Raw genomic sequence first — 18416 nt, forward strand, 5'->3', positions numbered from 1 at the left:
TCTGCTTCATAAATATTAATTGTGTTTCCGCTTATTCCGGCTTTCTTTACAATATATGTAACATCATTCAATACAAGCTCAAGATTTGTTCCGTCAATATCTCCATATACAGAATTGAATGAAGAATCTGTATATGTATTTGTAAGAGGAATCTCTTTATCCTGGCTGGCTGTTACAATATTGATATTCTTTGGTTCAAAGAATATGCTGCTGCGGCTGTTATTTAACCTGTAGGCCTCACCTTCAATTTCTATCTGATTTACATTCTGGATATCAAAACCATCTGTCTTTACTGTAACTGGTGTATCCAGTTCATTTGAAACGGCATTGATATACAGTGCATTTGGATATCCTAATTCGATTCTCTCAAAATGAACTGTTTCTGTATCTTTTACTTTATTTTCAACAGGAACTTCAACATTTACATCTGTAAGTGCAATTCCATTTTCTGCTTCATAAATAAAGTTCTGGTTTTCAAATACGAATTGTCCGCACTGTATTTCATATTTTAGAATATCTGCAGCCGGTTCAAATTCTGCAGCTGGAATTGAATTATCCTGTGCAATCAATGTACCATTTGCAATGTTCAGTTCATCAATTCTTTCCTTAACTGCATTTCCATTAACTGACTTAATTCCATAAACCTTAATATTCTCCGGCAGGATTAACTTACCATTTATAAGTTTTACTGAACCAGGTCTTTTTTCCTTTATACCGGTAATTATAATACCGTTTGAAAGTTCTCTATATTCAGATCTGATAACTTCTGGAACAACTGCATTTCCTACTGCAAAACATTTTTCAAGTGCTGCTGTGTTTCCGGCTTTATCATAACCTGTTACACTCAAAAAGTATGCTGTATCATTTCTGAATGTAGAAATGGTATAAGATTCTGGTAATTCACTATCTTCTGCGTTAAGAACAACTCTGTTGCTCTTTGCATTATCTTCATCAAGTCTTGTGTACTCAATTACAATCTGCTCACATTCTGACTGGGCATCAGTAACCTTTCCCCAGATTATCTTTCTGGCAACAGGATTACCTTCAACTTCTTCAATATTGATTTCATTCTCAAAAACAGGAGCTTCAAAATCAAAATTAAATGAACGGCTTGCTTCTACACTATTCTTTGCATAATCGTAAGCTGTTACCTGTACATCAAGTTTTCCGGCTTTTAGATTTTTTGCCTTGCACAGATTCTTTACATTGATTACTGCTGATGTATTCTTTGTATCAGCGCTGTAAAGTTTTTCTCCGTCTGTTGTAATTTCAAGTTCATATTTTTCAATACCAGTTAAATCTCTTGGTATGTTCCATGAAACATTTGTAACATCATCATTATAGAAATATGAATTACTGTAATTTACCTGTGGATTTAACGAAATATATAAACCTGCTGGTGGTGTTGTATCGACTCTGAAGCTGTAAACTGTTTCATCACTTTCTAAGTCATTTCCTCCGATACACCATACCTTAAGGAAATAGAACTCATTTTCCTTGTTATCTGCAAGTTCCTCAAAGTCAAGGATTTCCATTGATTTTGATTCAATGGTTCCGCTTGTTATCACGCGGGTATTTGTTTCTGAAACGCCTTCTTCAAGAGAATATCTGTAACCTTTAATTCCGGCTCCGGATGTTCTTGTCGGTTTCAGGACAAATGAAGCTGTAGTATTAAGTTCTACATCTTTTACATCGTTTGCAAATTTATGTGTTGTACTTGAGATGAGGGCTTTTCCAGGTTTTCCTGTATCCTTAATGATTGCCTTGATTAATGGGACACTGCAGTTTCCGGCAATGTCTTCTGCTTTTACATAAATGAAGTTTATTCCGTTCTGCAGTGCATTCTGGCTATTGTTCAGAATGATTGTATGTTCTGCCTGTACCTTCCAGTTTTCAGGTTCAACACCTTCTGTTGCAGATACTCCGTAATGAATACTCTTTATTGTTCCGCTGTCGTCAGATGCTTCAATCTTAACAGTTAATTCATTTTTACCGATAAAGTCATCATCTGAAATCTCATTTTCTTCATAGATGAACTTATTGCTTGTAATTGATGGAATTGTTCTGTCTATTTTGAATGATACTTTTTCTGATTCAGCTGAATTGCCCTGTTCATCAAATGCCTTAAGCCATACATTATGATTTCCAGCTTCAAAATTCCATACATCAAGCTCAATACTTGAATCAACTTTTTCCCTTCTGGTCAGAAGATTATTATCTACATAATACTCTACAGTCTTAACCCCGGATACATTATCAGTTACGCTTATGTTCTTTAATGTAAGCTTATCCTTATAGCTGTATGCTTCAGGAGTAAATGACATTACAGGAGGAGTTATATCAACAACATCAATTGTATATTCTACAGAGCCGATATTTCCACAATTATCTTCTACTGTAAAATATACCTTCTGTTTTTTTCCGTCTTTTAAGGTTGCAGTATTTCCTTTGTTATATGTCTTTCCATCCAAAGACCATTTATACGAATCCAGGTTCAGGCCGCTGTCTGCATCTGTTGCTGTAGCGGTAATCTTATTTCCCTTTTGTGTAAAGCTTGTATTAAACACAGGGGCTTTTCTATCAATTCTGATTGTTTTCTTTTCTGAAGTTCCGATATTTCCACAGTCATCTTCTACAGTAAACCATACTTCAACTTCACCGTGTGTGTTGAGAGTAAACTCGTTACCTTTTCCAGATTTTTCAGAACCGTCTGTATACTGATAGTAATATTTCCAGGTATCAGAGTTTACATCAGTAGAACTGCTGGCTGCTTTTATAACGGCACTTTGCACCCAGGTTCCAGGAACAGATGCAAAAGTAACTACAGGACCTGTATTATCAATTACAATTGTATATTCGTCGCTGTATACTTTGTTTCCGGCATTATCAATTGCGTAGAATTTTAGTTTATTTACACCTTCGTTTTCAAGTTTAGCTGAGATGGTATTCTTGTACTCCACATCAGAAATCATTTGAGAATTTATAGAGATTTCATATCCGGTTGCACTGATTCCGGAATTTGCATCTGATGATGTAACTGAAATTGTAAGAGATTTTGATTTTGAAGGTATAGTACTGTTAAGCTTAATTTCAGGCTTTGTTGAGTCAATTTTTATTTTCTTGGAAGCAGTTATGCCTTCAATACCTGTATTGCTTTTTACCTTGAAAACTAAGTTATATTCTCCTGTTTTATTTAAGAGAAGATAGATTTCTCCATTTGTATCTTTTTGACAGTTATTAAAGGTTTTTCCACCATCAAGAGAATATTGCCATGTACTGTCATTTATTCCGGATGAACAGCCATTTGCTGTTAACAAGATTTTATAACTTGAAAACCATGAATCACTATTAAATGTTGTGTAATTAATTGATGGGGTTGAATTATCAATGTAAACTTCAACAGTCGTAGTACCGGATTCATTTCCTGCCATATCTACAGCTTTACAATAAACTGTATATGAACCAGTTTTATTTAAAAGATAACTTGAACCTGTAGTCCAGTTATTTTGGTCTGTAGAAAACTTATAAGTCGATATTCCAGAATTTTCATCTGTACTCTTTGGTGTAATTGTAACTGAAGAACCATATTTATTTGCTTTTCCATTTACAATTGTTATTCCACCAACATTTGGATCTGTAAGAGTGAGAACAGGAGTTGTTGGTTTTACTTTATCGACTTTTAGTGTAATTTTTTCTGATGTTGCTTCATTGCCGGCTTTATCTGAAACATAGATATAAATATTATGAATTCCTGTGTTTAAATCAAAACTCTTACTAAATTCTGTATCTGTTAAAATTGCTTGTATACTGCCATTGTCGATGCTATATTTCCACGAATCTGGATCAATATTATTCTTATCAGTAGCTGTAGCAGAAACTGTAACAGCTGATTTTGTCCAGTCTTTAGTATAAGATTTAACATTAATTTCAGGTGGAGTTTTATCTATGGTAAAACTAATAGTAGAACTTGTTTCTGTATTTCCTGCTAAATCTGTTGCAATAAATTGAAAATCTTTATAATAACCTTCTTCATTAAAAATAACTACACCATCACATTCTTCTGTCTTACGCTCATCTTTAAAACTATATTCATATTTTATTTTTCCTGAAATTGGCTCGTTAATAGTTGCTTGAATTTTACCACTTCTATCAAAAACTTTCGGTTTTATTAAATAGTTAATTATCGGCCCTTTCGTATCTAATGTTAAATTAAAAGATTTAGTATTTTTATTTCCAATTTTATCTTCGACTGAAACTTCAAATACATAAATTCCGTTAGGCCATTTAGGAGAAAGTGTTAAACTATTTTTTTTGAGAGAAGCTTGATATTTACCATCTTCGCTATGGTAATTTATATTCCAGGAATTGTCGTTTATACCACATAGATTATCATTAGCATTAAAATCTACTTTTAGATTACTTGGTATGAATATGCCTTTTGGATTATCAATTGAAATACTTGGAGGAACAGTATCTTTTTTGAAATAAAAATAAAAATGAGTATCGTTAAAATAAATTTCCAATATGTCATTATTATTTACTACATAAGAATCTGGTTTTGGAGTAACAGCAACCACAGGTCTGGCTGCAATAGATCCTCTATATACAATATTTGAATTTATTTTTATTGTGCCATATGGATTATCAAAATTAATTCTTAGATTTTGACAATAAATATTATTATCTTTAAATAATATTTTACCACTAATAGCACTAAAGTTTATTAAACAAAGTTCTTCTTCTTTTTCTTCTTCAGATGTCAAATCATAATTTGCACATATTTTTAAATTAATTGTATCATATGGAATATTTTCCTGTAATTTGTTGTTATTATTATCAACATATTTTTTACTATATCCTTTAAGAGTTGGTCCAATACCAATATTTCCTCCCCCACTTAAATTAGCAAAAATATGGAAATTAAAAAGTATTAAACACAAAATTATAAATGTGATTTTTTTTAAATTTTTCATTTTAATCTATCCTTGAAGTAATTATGATTTGATTTCCTATTTTATTAAAAACATAAAATAAACCATTTATTGTATCTGTTATGGCAGAGGTATAAGAATCATGAGTGAAATATAAAAAGTGGTCTTTTTTTAAAAGCGGGTAAGATATTAAATCATTTTTTCTAATTGTATAAAAATAGTTTCCAGTATTTATATCTCGTTCCAAACATAATTCAAATTTTTGAGTTATTAATTCTTCTGCTATTACTTTAGGATGTCTATCATATGTTATATATTTTAATAAATATTGCCAACAAACTCCATTTTTGATTAAATTTATATTTTGTTTCAAAAATACATCCCAAAAGCTGTAGTCATGAATATTATTTAATATTGAAATATCTTTTTGTTTAACTGTTGTTCCATCAAGACTTATCTCTGCTTTTATAATATATCTAAAAGTCGTGTTGTTAACACCATAATAATTACGAATATAATAATTATTATTATTGCAATCAATAAACGGTATTTTTTCAAACGGTATTTCTCCATTCGTAGAAAAAGGGTCATATTTATTGATGTGAAGTAAAATATATACATAAGGTTTTGTATCATACAAACATTCTTTATCAATAAGTAAAATTCTCATATTACTATTTTCTGATCGAATAAAATTAACATCTTTTATTTGCTTATTTTTCAAATCAATATTTTGAAAAATAATTGCGTTATCATCCTCAATTAAAATAACTGCATTGTTTTTTGAATTAACAACAGATTTTACAAAGCTATCTGAATAGTTAAGTGTTTTTTCATACTTAATTATTGTAATTTCTTCATTATAATTTATTTCATAAAAAGAATTATGACTAATAATAAAACAAGAATCCAATTCATCTGCAAAATCATAAAAACAATCCGAATTATACGAATATTCAAGATTAATTTTTGTCGTTATTTCATTATTTTCTTTTATAAGGAATGAATAAATATTGTTTCCAGATGTAAAAATACCATAAAAATAATCATTGTATTCTTTAGATATCATTTTTCTAATTTTTATGTTATCAATTATATATCCGGAAAAAATAAATTTATGTATTTCATTTCCATTCTCTAGATTTATAGTACTCATACATAAATTTTGATTAACTAAATACAAAATAGAAATTTCTTTATCATTTGAAAAAAAGATGTTTTTTATATCTAAATCATCATAATGAGAAAACGGAATTACTTTAGTAAAATAATTATTAATATTGGAACCAGCAGCAAATATGAAAATTTTTTTATCTTCATTAGCAGAAGAAGTCCCTGTAAAACACAATGCATGATTGCCATTTTCTTTTATTTTATAAAATCTTGAAGTTGCATAAACATTTGCATATAGATTATCATTGTTATCGAAATAAATTTTTTTACATTCGTTTGAATTATAATGATTTTCTTTATACATTATAACTTCTGATTTTATTGAATCCGTAAAGGAGGCCCATGGTAAAGTTATTGTACTTGACGTATGTTCTTGGCTTGATGTTATTGGACTCGAAGAAAAAAAATTATGTTGTCTTGATAATGGATTATACAAAAATTGATTTTGATAAATTAAAAAACAATTACCATTAGAATTTTGTATAAAATCAAGATCTATAATATCATAATCTTCAATATATTGAGTTTTTTTGATATTATTCTCTATATCATCTGAAAAAATGAAAAAAACATAAAATACATAAATTAACAATAAAAATATTATTTTCTTCATATAACATCCTTTTTTTTGATTTTATTAATATATTTATATGCGACACATATAATACAAATTAGAAAATATAATATTCCTATACTATCTCCAATTTTTGTGTAAATAGAATATTTGGGAGTTAATTCCAGAGAAACATTGCAAATTAGAAAATTACTACAAAATGGTTTAAGCATTTTCAAACATTTACCTTTTTGATCAATATAAACAGTTTGTCCAGAAACTGAGGATCGTAAAAATGGTACTCTATTTTCAACAGCTCTGAAGACTTCCATTGCAAAATGTTGATACTGACAAACAAGACTTTTGCTCCAAAAATCACTTGAAATAGAAAGAATGAAATTTGTTTTTTTTTTCATAAAACATCGAACTTCATATCCAAATGATTCTTCAAAACATATTGGTGTGCAAAATGAAATATCCTGTAATGGAAAAGTAACAATCTCTTTACCAGAAGATAAACTATTAGAAAATTTAAAGAATTTTTGGTTGTAGAAATTGACAAAAGGAATTTTTTCAATAATTGGAACAAGATGCCGTTTTTTATAAACGTCTATATTTGCAGGAATTGTTTTCGTTTTATTATTTAAATAACAAGATATATTATATGCTTTATAAGTAAAAATTCCATTTCTCGTTGAATCGTATTCTAAACTTGTAGAGCCAAAAACAATAGGAATATTAATATCATAGAAAAATTGTAAATAATCAATAACATCCTGATACATATCAGATGGTATTGAATCTTCAGGATTCAATAAAATTCTTGGTCGAACAGCCCCTTCTGGAAAAACAATCAAATCAATATTTTCATTTTTTTGTAAAGCATCAGAAATAATTTGTTTATAAAAATCTAATATTCCATTATTTTTATCTTTATAATAAATAGAAGTATCTATATTATTTTGAATAAGGCATATTGTTTTTTCTGTATCTGTTTTTACTGTACTTTTTAATTGTACAGAACCATAAACAAGCAATGCAATAAAAACAGAACTATATCCAATTATATAAAATTTATTTTTTTTAATAAAAGAAATCTTATTACCTTTATATTTTATTAAAGAAAAAAAGAAACAAGAAGGAAACAAAATTACAAAATTTATTCCATGAACTCCAAATAATGCAGCACTTTGTAATAAAATGGGATTATTCCATTGACTATAACCAATAACTCCATAATTTACACCGAGAAAGCCCAAGGTTCTAAAATATTCAAAACTACACCAAATCAGGCATTGAATAATACAATTATTATTTTTAAAAAAATTAAAAGATTTTTGTAAGATTAAAAATACAATACCATATAAAATACCTTCATATAAAGCAACAAATAATAATGCAATTGCTTTATAATTTAGCAGCCAAAAAGCATATAATATACAAACTGCAATTCCGTATATAAAACCACAAATAAAACAATTATTGGTTGAATATCTAGACGTTATAAACAATATTGGAATTAGCATTAGCCATGCAAAAAAACTAATTCCATTTAATATAAAAGGATTGGGGTGAGAAAATATAAATAACAACACAGAGGTCAGAAGACTTAATGAAATAAGAAAGACTTCTGAAAATAAATTTTGTTTCATAAATTTATTTTTAAATATAAAATTAGGAGGAAGTATAAATTACATAATGAATTTATGTCAATAAAAAAAATAAATATAACACACTTTTATGACAAAAGTTACATAAAAAATATTTGAATTTAAAAAATAACCATGGTTATTTTTTAGAACTTTATTACGCTTCATCAGCCTTATTTTCAAATTTACTGTAAGATGGAAGGAAGATAATTGGAATATCACCAGTCGCACCGTTTCGCTGCTTGGCAAGAATAATTTTGGCATCCTGTGCTGCAACTGAATCACCGTCTTTAATACGATCACGATGAAGGAACATTACAACGTCGGCATCCTGTTCAATGGAACCTGAACCACGCAGCTGAGCAAGGTTCGGCTCTTCACCTTCTGCAGAACGTGCAACCTGACAGAGTGCTACAATCGGAATTTCAAGCTCACGGGCAAGTGCTTTAAGAGACTTTGAGATTTCGCTGATCTGTTCCCACTGCTCTTTTTTATTATCATCAAGGGTAATCAAACCAATATAGTCTATGAAAATAACTTTTACCTGCTGATTTTTAACCATACGTCGTGCAACAGCACGGATATCAAGCAGCTTCATGTTAGGAGTATCAACTGTATAAAGAGGTGCTTCGAACCAGCGGCCTGCTGCATCCTGAATTCTCTTTACATCATCTACCTTAAGCATACCTGAACGGATTTTCTGCATTGGTACTCTTGCTTCCTGAGCAAGAAGGCGCATACCGATTGATTCGTAAGGCATTTCAAGAGAGAAGAATCCACATGGAATATTTTTTTCGCAGGCAATATTCTGAATCATTGAAAGTGCAAGCGCGGTTTTTCCGATAGATGGTCTGGCACCAATAATAATAAGTTCGGAATTCTGAAAACCTGATGTATAGGTATCAAGCTTTGCAAAGCCGGTAGGAACACCTGTAAACTGATTTTTACTCTTATAACGTGCTTCAATCAGTTCGATTTCTTTGAACATGATGTCTTTTGCAGAATAAACCTGGGTTGTTTCGTTCTTTTCTGCAAGTGCAAAGATTCTCTGTTCTGCACTGTCCAGAAGTGCATCAGCATCTTTTTGTAAATCAAAAGAAGATGCCTTTAATTCTGAAGAAATTTTTATAAGGTCTCGTCGTGCAGCACGATCAAGAACCATGTTTGCATAATAATCAATATTTGCTGCGGAAGGTACTGTGTCTGTAAGTGATGCTATGTAAGCTGCACCACCCGCCTGCTCGAGCTTTCCTTCAACGGTGAGTTCGTTAATAATGGAAATAGTATCACCAGTTGCATTCTGAGCAAAAAGCTTAAGCATTGCTTCGTAAATTATCTGATTCTGAAGAGAATAAAAGCGGTCTGCTTTAAGAATAGAGACAACTTCGGCCATAGCAGTCCAGTTTAAGAGAAGTGCTCCTAAAACTGCCTGTTCTGCTTCAATATTGTGTGGTGGAACTTTATCTTTTAATTCAGCATCCATTTTTAATTCTCCCTGTTCTTAGTATATATGCATTTACAGATAAAAAAAAGTCGGAAATACAATGTATTACCGACTTTTTTTCGTAGAGGCTGTTTAGGGCCTTACAAATTATTCAGCATCAGCAGCTGGAGCTTCTTCCTTTGCAGGTTCAGCTTTCTTTTCTGCCTTCTTTTCTGCAGGAGCAGCGCCCTCTACAGTCTGTGCTTTTACAGCAACATGGATTTCAGCAGTCTGTGCTTCATAAAGTTTAATTGTAGCCTTGAAAGTTCCAACAGATTTAATTGTTGATCCAGGAATTTCAATTCTCTTGCGCTCAATTTCGAATCCGAGCTTAGCAAGTGCTTCTGCAACAACGTTAGCTGTAACTGCTGCATAAAGTTTTCCGTTAGCTGCTGCTGGCATTGTAAGTTCGATAGAAGCTGCTTCGAGCTTTTCTTTGAGGCTTGCAGAGTCCTTTCTCTTCTGCTCTTTACGAGCTTCGATTTCAGCTTTGCGGCCTTCGAAAATTGCTACTGTTGCCTCGTTGTAAGGTACAGCAAGATTACGTGGAAGAAGGAAGTTGCGTGCATATCCGTTAGCAACATTCTTTACGTCTCCCTCTTCACCGAGTGCTTTAACGTCTACGTTAAGAATTACTTTCATTGTAGTTTCCTCAAGCTCCTGTATTTTTTATAAGATTACCTCGGAGTATAAGATAATCCGATATGTCGGCAAGCACAGCTTGCCTCTGAGCCGTTCTTTCGATGAACCTAAAATGGCCCGCTGTCGCAGCCCATTTTTTAACGGTTCTTCGATTTTAGGCTAATCTGCAACGTAAGGAAGAAGACAGATTGAGCGAGCTCTCTTAATAGCTCTTGCAACTTCACGCTGGTGCTTTGCACAAGTACCTGTGATGCGGCGTGGAAGAATCTTACCACGTTCTGTCATATAGCGGCGGAGTGCATCTGCATCCTTATAGTCAATCTTTGCCTTGTTAGCACAGAAACGGCATACCTTCTTGCGGAAGTATGTCTTTCCCTTTGCGCGTCCGTCACGATCTTCTTCGCGACCTTCTGAAGCAGTAGCATCAGCCATTGCTGCTTCCTGTGTCTGTTTTTCTTCCATTTCCTGTGTATTCTCTTCAGACATAATTTTACCTCTTAACTAGTCAATTAGAATGGGATATCTTCCGGGAAATCACTTCCAGTATCACCGTATGGTTCAGACTGATAGCCGCCCTGGAAACCACCATTACCACCATTATTTGCCGGCTGGAATCTTGGAGCACCCCCTGCCATTGGACTTGAACCGCCCTGGCTGTTATCTCCACGTCCGCCGAGCAACTGTACCTGGTCAGCAACAATTGTTACCCTGCTCTGCTTCTGTCCATCTTTTTCCCAACGGTCCTGCTTTAAGTGTCCTTCAACACAAATCTGTTTTCCCTTGGTAAGATATGGTTTTAAGTTCTCTGCGGTTTTACCCCAGATAGTAATGTTGAAGTAGTTTACTTCTTCAACCCACTGGTCACCGTTTTTCTTGCTTCTATTGACAGCAATACTCACATTGGCTCTAGCCTGTCCGTTTCCAACATAACCGAAACTTCTTTCATCAGAACCAAGATCCTGTGTGAGACGGCCGATAAGTACAACATGATTTAAGTCTGTCATTAAAAGCTCCTTTCCGCATTTAGCGGCTTATTCTACTTAGATTCTCTTTCGTCGAGTTTTACAAACTGATACTTCAAAAGATTCATATTGATTTTGAAATCTTTTCCAATTTCAACGATTTTTGAAGGATTAAGCTTCATAGTGTAAAGAACAAAACGTCCCTTCTTCTGTTTGTTGATCTGGTAAGTAAGGTCGCGGTCGCCGAATGCTTTTTCTTCTTCGATTTCAGCGCCGAATTTAGCGAGAGTGCTTTTTACGTCGTCAGCACCTTTTTTTGACTTTTCATCATCGAGTGGATAAATAGTCATAAGTTCATACTTTTTCATAAGTATCTCCTATAAAAAATTTATTAGGAGGTAGCGATACGGCTTTATAAAAGAGTATCTAGTTCCTCCTTATGGATAAAGAGAATCATATTTCAGATTCCCAAGGGGTGTCTTGTAAATATATCAAAAATAAATGATTCAGTCAATTTATAAAGGGCTTTCGCATCATAAACATATTAACTGTATACTTGGCTCCCGGTCTCATATTTGCAGGACAAAAACGCGCAATATTGCGCTAGACGTTGTTTGTGGTATAGAAACTATTGTACTGCCGCTCCCGCGGCAGCCACAAACAAAGTCTTTTTGCCCTGCAAATCTGCTCCCTCGCGCCAAAATCACATTAAGTCTTTATAATGTGTAAGTCCTTTTCTTTTATATATTGCTGATTTCATTTGATTCAATTATAATTTATTACATGATTTCCTTTAAGAGAATTATCTTTATTCTTACAGTTATATTTTTTATTTCTCCTCTATTTTCATATTCATCCAGAAAAAAGGTAAAAGATGATGATGCTGCTTTGCAACGACAGCAGGAGCTAATGGAAAAACGTGCTCAGGCAGAAGCAGAAATTGAAGCGAGAAAAAAAGCTGCTGAGCTTGCAGAACTGGAAAGAATTGAACAGGAACGTCTTGAAGCTGAAAGACTTGAAGCAGAAAGAATAGCTGCTGAAAAAGCTAAAAAAGAGGCAGAAGAAAAAGCTGCAAAAGAAGCTGAAGAGGCTGCCCTAAAGGCCGCAAAGGAAGCTGAAGAAGCCGAAAAGCGCAGACTTGAAGAAGAACGTCTGGAAGCAGAAAGAATAGCAAAAGAAAAACAGGAATTACTGCAGCAGCAGATGAAAAAGGAGCTGGAAAATCAAAAACAGACTTCTGATAAAAATAGAAAAGAATATTTGAGTGATTATATCGTTTATGATTTTGATACAATTGATGATACAATTTCAGACGATATAACCTATAACCGTATTGCAAATCCTGATGAAAAAGATGTCGCTGGAAGAACACTTCTTATGCGTGCTGCAAAAAATGGGAATGAATGGGAACTGAAGCTTTTACTGGAATCAGGTGCAAATGTAAATCTTACAGATGAAGATGGCTGGACTGCTCTTATGTATGCTGTAAGATACAGTGAAGCACTGGAATGTGTTGACGCACTGCTAGATGCAGGTGCAGATGTATCTGTAAAAAATAAATACGGCTCATCAGCACTTGTGCTTGCTGCCTGCTATAATGGAAATCCTCAGATTCTTACAAAGATTCTTAAAGAGTATAAAAGTTCAGACAAAGAAGTCTTACGTTCTCTTATATTCCTTCTTTCAGAACAGAATATTTCTGAAAGACAGCAGGTAACAAAGCTCCAGCTTTTTATGGACAAGGCAGTTCCGTTAAATGTTCTTTATGAAGGAAAAACGCCTTTGATGTATGCAGCTCAATATGGTTCATCAACAAAGGTTATAAAAATCCTTCTGGAAAATCAGTCTTCTGTAACACTTCGTTCTACAGAAGGTAAAACAGCATTTGACTATGCAATGAAAAATACCAATCTTGTTCATGATGAGAACTACTGGGCTTTAAACAAACGATAAAATAAAAGGTACAACATGAGAATTACCGGTGGAAAATTAAAAGGAAGAATTATTAAATGTCCTGATGGTGTTATCAGACCCGCAATGGACAGAATGAGAGAATCAGTTTTTTCAATTATTGGAGATTTGTCTGATAAATCCTGGCTGGATCTTTTTTCCGGCTCGGGTACAATTGCCATTGAGGCAGTTTCACGAGGTTCAAAAGATGTTGAACTCTGTGAAAAAGATAAGATAAAAGTTGGAACTGTTCTGGAAAATGTTTCTATTACAGAAAAGGATTGCGGTGTAAAAATTAAATGTCATTTTATGCCGGTAGAATATTTTATCAAACGCTGTAAACGTTCTTTTGATTTTATATTTTTTGATCCACCCTTCCCTTACAGATTTCATGAGCAGTTAGTGCTGCAGTGCGATCAGAATAATATGCTGAATCAGACTGGAACAATTATGGTTCACAGACCGGAAGAGCATTTTATGCCGGATATAATTGGAAGACTTGTAAGAACCGACCAGAGAACTTATGGCCGTTCAATTGTAGATTTTTATACATACCCAAAATCTGAATAGAAAAATATAACAACTTATTAAAAAATATAGGGTAAAATTCCTATTTTATAATCTTAAAATAGCCTGTATTTTTTTAGCCAAAATAAATTTCTTTTTTTGACATATAAGAATTTTATGTTATAATTATTATATATTATTGTAAATTATGAACGATAGAAAAAGTTTAGAAAAAAAATTTACTGATGCAGTTCAAGAGCAAAAGATTCCGGACGGTTTCATAAAAGTAACTGATAATCCGGTTGAAGGCCTTAGTTCCGAGCAGAAGGTTATTCTAAACAGAAAAGCGAATATAATGTTCAATAATGGCAATATCGAGGATGCCAGAAGAATCTATATTACTACAGGTTATTCTGATGGTCTTACTCGTGTGGGTGATTATTATATGAACAAAAATGAAAGCTTAAAAGCCTTAAAAGCTTACTATCTAGCCCATAATAAAAGAGATGCTGAACCGATTTATGAAAATCTGGCAAAAGTAATCTCTACAATTATAAATGATTAGAACCAAAAAAGACCTAAAAAATGGAGTTTAAAAATGGATAGATTTAATCAGCCAGAAGATATTATTGTGCCGGATTCTTTTTCATCAGCTTCTGAAACAGACAACAAGCCGGATGAGATAACAAACAAAATATCTGATCTTTCAAAAAAGGGTTACCAGCTCATTAAGGAAAATGACATTCCTGGTGCAAAAAAAGCCTTCAATGAAATTCTCGAAATTGAAGAAAACAACAATTATGCACTCGTAGGACTCGGAGATACTGAACGAAAACTTAATCGTTTTAACGATGCTATCTCCTACTACAAGAAATGTCTTGAGTATTATCCTGCAAATAATTATGCACTTTTCGGTCTTGCAGACTGTTATAAGGCATTAAACCAGTATGCAAAAGCTATTGATATCTGGCAGCAGTATCTTGTTCATGATGATAAGAATATTACTGTAATTACACGTGTTGCTGATGCATACCGTAAAATTCATGATTTCAGAAAATCTAAGGATTTGTATCTTAAAGTTCTCGAAATGGAAAAGGACAATGCTTATGCACTCATCGGTCTTGGCCATTTGAATTACGACTTTAAGGAATATAAAGAAGCTCTTTATTACTGGACCCGCATTTACGAATTAAATGATAAGAATACTGTAGATATCCGTGTTCTTACTGCAATAGGAAACTGCCACAGAAAGCTTAAGACTTTTGAAGAAGGTACAAAGTATTTTGAAATGGCACTTGAGCGTGAGCCTGCTAACTTCTATGCCCTCTTTGGTCTTGCAGACTGTTATCGTGGTATGAACCAGCAGTTCAAATCAATTTTCTACTGGAATAAGATTCTTGAAATAGATCCTAAAAACAAGGTTATCCTTACACGTGCAGGCGATGCTTACCGTACAACAGGAAACTATCAGGAAGCTAAATCTTACTACAACAAAGCTCTTGAAATTGATTTCGATATTTATGCAGCAATTGGTCTTGCCCTCATCTGTAAAGGTGAAGGAAATAACGAAGAAGCTGCAAAACGCTTCGAAAATCTTATCAAGAATGACCCTCGCAACGGCCGTCTTTATGTAGACCTTGCAGAGTGTTATGTTGCAATGAACCGCAAACAGGATGCGATTAAAGTCCTCAGCGATTACATGAAGATGGACAGCCGCAATATTGCTGTTCGCAACACTCTTGATAAACTTCAGAGAAACTAATACATTCTCTCTTATGAATCAGATTGTTTTAACAGGACTCCTCCCCGCTGAAATTTGTGAGCAGCTTGAGCTGCCTCAGAAATTCCGGGGAACTCAAATTTTTAAATGGGTTGGCAGCGGCATCACAGATTTTGATGCAATGACTAACCTAAGTGCTGACCTTCGTAATTCCTTAAAAGAAAAAGCCCTTCTCCGCTCTTCAACTGTGAGCAATGTATTAAAGGATCCTGACGGAACAATTAAACTTCAGATAACTTTACAAGACGGAAATGCCGTTGAAACAGTTCTTCTTACAGACCGTGAAGGAAGAAAAACTGCCTGTGTTTCCTGCCAGGCCGGCTGTGCAATGAAATGTGCTTTCTGTCAGACAGGAACTCTTGGACTTTCCCGAAATCTTGAAGCTGGTGAAATTGTAGAAGAATTCTTATACCTGGAAAGTATAGCCGGAAAACTCGACAACATCGTATTTATGGGTATGGGTGAGCCAATGCAGAATCTTGAAGCAATCAGAAAGGCTATAGAGATTCTCTGTCATAAAGACGGCCGTGCTCTTTCTTCAAAGCGCATTACCCTTTCTACCTGCGGTATAGTAAAAGGTATTTATGATTTAGCTGATAACGGACCTTCAATAAGACTTGCCGTTTCTCTTACTACAGCAAATGAAGATTTAAGAAAGGAACTTATGCCTGTTGCAAAAGCAGATGCAAACTCACTTGCTGAACTTAGAAAAGCAATCGCATATTATGCAGAAAAATCCGGCAAACGAGTTACTCTTGAAGCAGCTTTAATGCATGATAAAAATACTGATGATGAAAGTGCACAGAATATGATTAAGTTTGCACGTGGAATAGATGTAAATATAAATCTGATTCCATGGAATCCAGTTTCTACACTTCCGTTTGAAGAGCCTTCAAAAAACGAAGTAAGCCGATTTGTTGAAAAGCTTGAAAAGGCTGGCCTCAATGTTACGCTTAGAACAAGACGCGGACGAAAAATCGGTGGAGCCTGCGGACAGCTTGGAAAAACAAATCAATAATCAGAAATCAGTAATAATTCTTAAAGAATTTATTTGACATTTTAATTTCCTGTGCTATTATTATCATAGTGATAGTGTTACTATCACTGTGATAAATTATAAATTGGCAGGAATACCAGAATGAAAACTTATACAGTCCATCAGGATTATTTTGCTGAAAATAACTCTGTAATAGATGTTTTACATTTAGATGATTTTGTAGATGCGGCAAAATATCGGGTTGATAATGCCTGTATCAACATTGGTGGCTGGCAGAGCTGGAATCCTTGTACAGAAGTTTTTCCTGGTAAAAAGCAGCCTCGTCTTAACTGCCGTCTCATAAAACAATGGAACGCCTATCTCGTATTTCCACAGTCTGGCCACAAACCTTCCAGAAACATAGTTCTCGGGCAGTTTGTAACATATATGCGCTGGAACGATTTCTATCTTGTATTTGCCTCTGTAGGAAATGTAAACGGAACTCTCCCACCCGTTCAGTTTGTATTTAACCGTTCACAAAATACCGTCAGCATCGAAATCTGTGATAAAGGAAATAACTGGAAAACGGGTGATGTAACAGGACGAATCGAAATCTTTACTGCTCAGTCTTATTTTGAATGCAAAGATAAACTTGCTGCAATTTTCGGAAAAGAGCATTTTAATTCCGTAAAGTGGCTTGGAAAAAATCCTGCAGGCTGGGAAAGCTGGTATAATCATTATGCAAATATCAACCAGAATCTTATTAAAGAAGATTTGAAAAAGCTCTCTGGAACAGAAAATATCATAAGTCTTGGAAACTATTCTTCAAAAATCTTTCAGATTGATGACGGATGGGAAAAGGCCCTTGGTGACTGGCAGACAAATCTCGAACGCTTTCCGGAAAACTTCAGTGAAATAACCTCTGAAATCGAGAAAGACGGATATATTCCAGGACTCTGGCTCGCCCCTTTTATTATTGATTCCAGAAGTAAAACAGCAACTGAACATCCTGACTGGCTTTTGAAAGACCATAACGGAAAACTTGTTCCAGCCGGATACAATCCATTATGGGGAAAAGACGGAACTTTCTATTGTCTCGATCTTAGCCGCGACGAAGTTATTGCTCATCTTGATTCAATAATGGAATCAGTAATTAGCAAATGGGGCTTTCGCTATATTAAACTTGATTTCCTTTATGCCGGAATGCTTTATGGAAATTATGCTCAGCAAACAGCTTCATATAAACTATTTACAAGAGCACTTAAAACAATCACATCAAGAACAACAACTAAAGACGGAAAGCCTGTTGCTTATCTTGGCTGCGGCTGTCCATTTGAACTTTGTTTTAAATACCTTCCGCTTTCAAGAATTGGCTGTGATACATATGAAAAATGGAAAAATCCTATGATGCGTTTCCTCCGCTGGAATGGACGCAATGAAGCCTATCTTAATGTCGTAGATACTCTTGGCCATGCTCTCTGGGACAATACGATTTTTATGAATGATCCTGATGTTGTATTTGTTCGCGAAGAAAACTGCACTCTCACAGAAAATCAGAAACTTCTGATTGCAGGTATAAACAGAATGTTTGGAAGTCAGTTCATGTATTCAGATGATCCGGGACTTGCCGGTGAACCTGAAAAGCTTCTTACACAGAAGATTTTTGATTTCATAAAAAAATATGATGAAGAAGAATTTGGAATTAAACAGACATCTGAAGATATTTATGAAATATTCAGCAAATCTGGAAAATACAAAGGTGAAGTAAATCTTAAAACAACTCACCTTAAAATGTCTGAGAGAGAATAAG

14 protein-coding genes are annotated in these 18416 nt (G+C 33.8%); 6 read left to right on the forward strand and 8 right to left on the reverse strand.

What is annotated here, in order from left to right; translation table 11 throughout:
- From BMY21_RS13125 to rpsF, 8 genes are all read right to left on the reverse strand, one after another.
- Positions 1 to 4973, reverse strand: a 4973-nt coding sequence (locus tag BMY21_RS13125; protein WP_143064238.1) for an OmpL47-type beta-barrel domain-containing protein, incomplete at its 3' end; no start/stop codon positions are given.
- A gap of 1 nt (position 4974) precedes the next feature.
- Complete coding sequence (locus BMY21_RS13130) at positions 4975 to 6717, reverse strand: hypothetical protein (RefSeq protein WP_074644930.1); 1743 nt, start codon at positions 6715 to 6717, stop codon at positions 4975 to 4977.
- A complete protein-coding gene (gene lnt / locus BMY21_RS13135) occupies positions 6714 to 8309 on the reverse strand; it encodes an apolipoprotein N-acyltransferase (RefSeq protein ID WP_083379876.1) in 1596 nt (531 codons plus the stop codon). The genes BMY21_RS13130 and lnt overlap by 4 nt, the downstream gene beginning before the upstream one ends.
- Positions 8310 to 8463: 154 nt before the next feature.
- On the reverse strand, positions 8464 to 9789 hold the full coding sequence (gene dnaB, locus BMY21_RS13140) for a replicative DNA helicase (RefSeq protein ID WP_074644933.1): 1326 nt from the start codon (positions 9787 to 9789) through the stop codon (positions 8464 to 8466).
- A 108-nt stretch (positions 9790 to 9897) separates the two neighbouring features.
- Positions 9898 to 10431 carry a 50S ribosomal protein L9 gene (rplI, locus tag BMY21_RS13145; protein ID WP_074644934.1) on the reverse strand — a complete coding sequence of 178 codons (534 nt, stop codon included), beginning with the start codon at positions 10429 to 10431 and terminating at the stop codon, positions 9898 to 9900.
- 159 nt (positions 10432 to 10590) lie between these two features.
- Positions 10591 to 10863, reverse strand: a complete 273-nt coding sequence (gene rpsR / locus BMY21_RS13150; RefSeq protein ID WP_422100126.1) for a 30S ribosomal protein S18 — start codon at positions 10861 to 10863, stop codon at positions 10591 to 10593.
- A 77-nt stretch (positions 10864 to 10940) separates the two neighbouring features.
- On the reverse strand, positions 10941 to 11435 hold the full coding sequence (locus BMY21_RS13155; protein ID WP_074644938.1) for a single-stranded DNA-binding protein: 495 nt from the start codon (positions 11433 to 11435) through the stop codon (positions 10941 to 10943).
- A gap of 32 nt (positions 11436 to 11467) precedes the next feature.
- On the reverse strand, positions 11468 to 11761 hold the full coding sequence (rpsF, locus tag BMY21_RS13160) for a 30S ribosomal protein S6 (protein ID WP_074644940.1): 294 nt from the start codon (positions 11759 to 11761) through the stop codon (positions 11468 to 11470).
- 415 nt (positions 11762 to 12176) lie between these two features.
- On the opposite strand from rpsF, the gene BMY21_RS13165 reads away from it, so the two are divergent.
- From BMY21_RS13165 to BMY21_RS13190, 6 genes are all read left to right on the forward strand, one after another.
- On the forward strand, positions 12177 to 13346 hold the full coding sequence (locus tag BMY21_RS13165; protein WP_143064239.1) for an ankyrin repeat domain-containing protein: 1170 nt from the start codon (positions 12177 to 12179) through the stop codon (positions 13344 to 13346).
- 15 nt (positions 13347 to 13361) lie between these two features.
- Entirely contained in the window at positions 13362 to 13913 is a 552-nt protein-coding gene (gene rsmD / locus BMY21_RS13170; protein ID WP_074644944.1) for a 16S rRNA (guanine(966)-N(2))-methyltransferase RsmD, read from the forward strand.
- Between the two features lie 145 nt (positions 13914 to 14058).
- Entirely contained in the window at positions 14059 to 14415 is a 357-nt protein-coding gene (locus BMY21_RS13175; protein ID WP_177177762.1) for a hypothetical protein, read from the forward strand.
- Positions 14416 to 14448: 33 nt separating this feature from the next.
- Positions 14449 to 15612 carry a tetratricopeptide repeat protein gene (locus BMY21_RS13180; protein ID WP_074644945.1) on the forward strand — a complete coding sequence of 388 codons (1164 nt, stop codon included), beginning with the start codon at positions 14449 to 14451 and terminating at the stop codon, positions 15610 to 15612.
- Positions 15613 to 15625: 13 nt separating this feature from the next.
- Complete coding sequence (rlmN, locus tag BMY21_RS13185) at positions 15626 to 16648, forward strand: dual-specificity RNA methyltransferase RlmN (protein WP_074645140.1); 1023 nt, start codon at positions 15626 to 15628, stop codon at positions 16646 to 16648.
- Positions 16649 to 16768: 120 nt separating this feature from the next.
- Entirely contained in the window at positions 16769 to 18415 is a 1647-nt protein-coding gene (locus BMY21_RS13190; protein ID WP_074644947.1) for a glycoside hydrolase family 36 protein, read from the forward strand.
- Position 18416 lies beyond the last annotated feature (1 nt).

It is taken from the genome of Treponema bryantii, from assembly GCF_900111035.1.
GTDB classification, from domain to species: Bacteria; Spirochaetota; Spirochaetia; order Treponematales; family Treponemataceae; genus Treponema_D; species Treponema_D bryantii_C.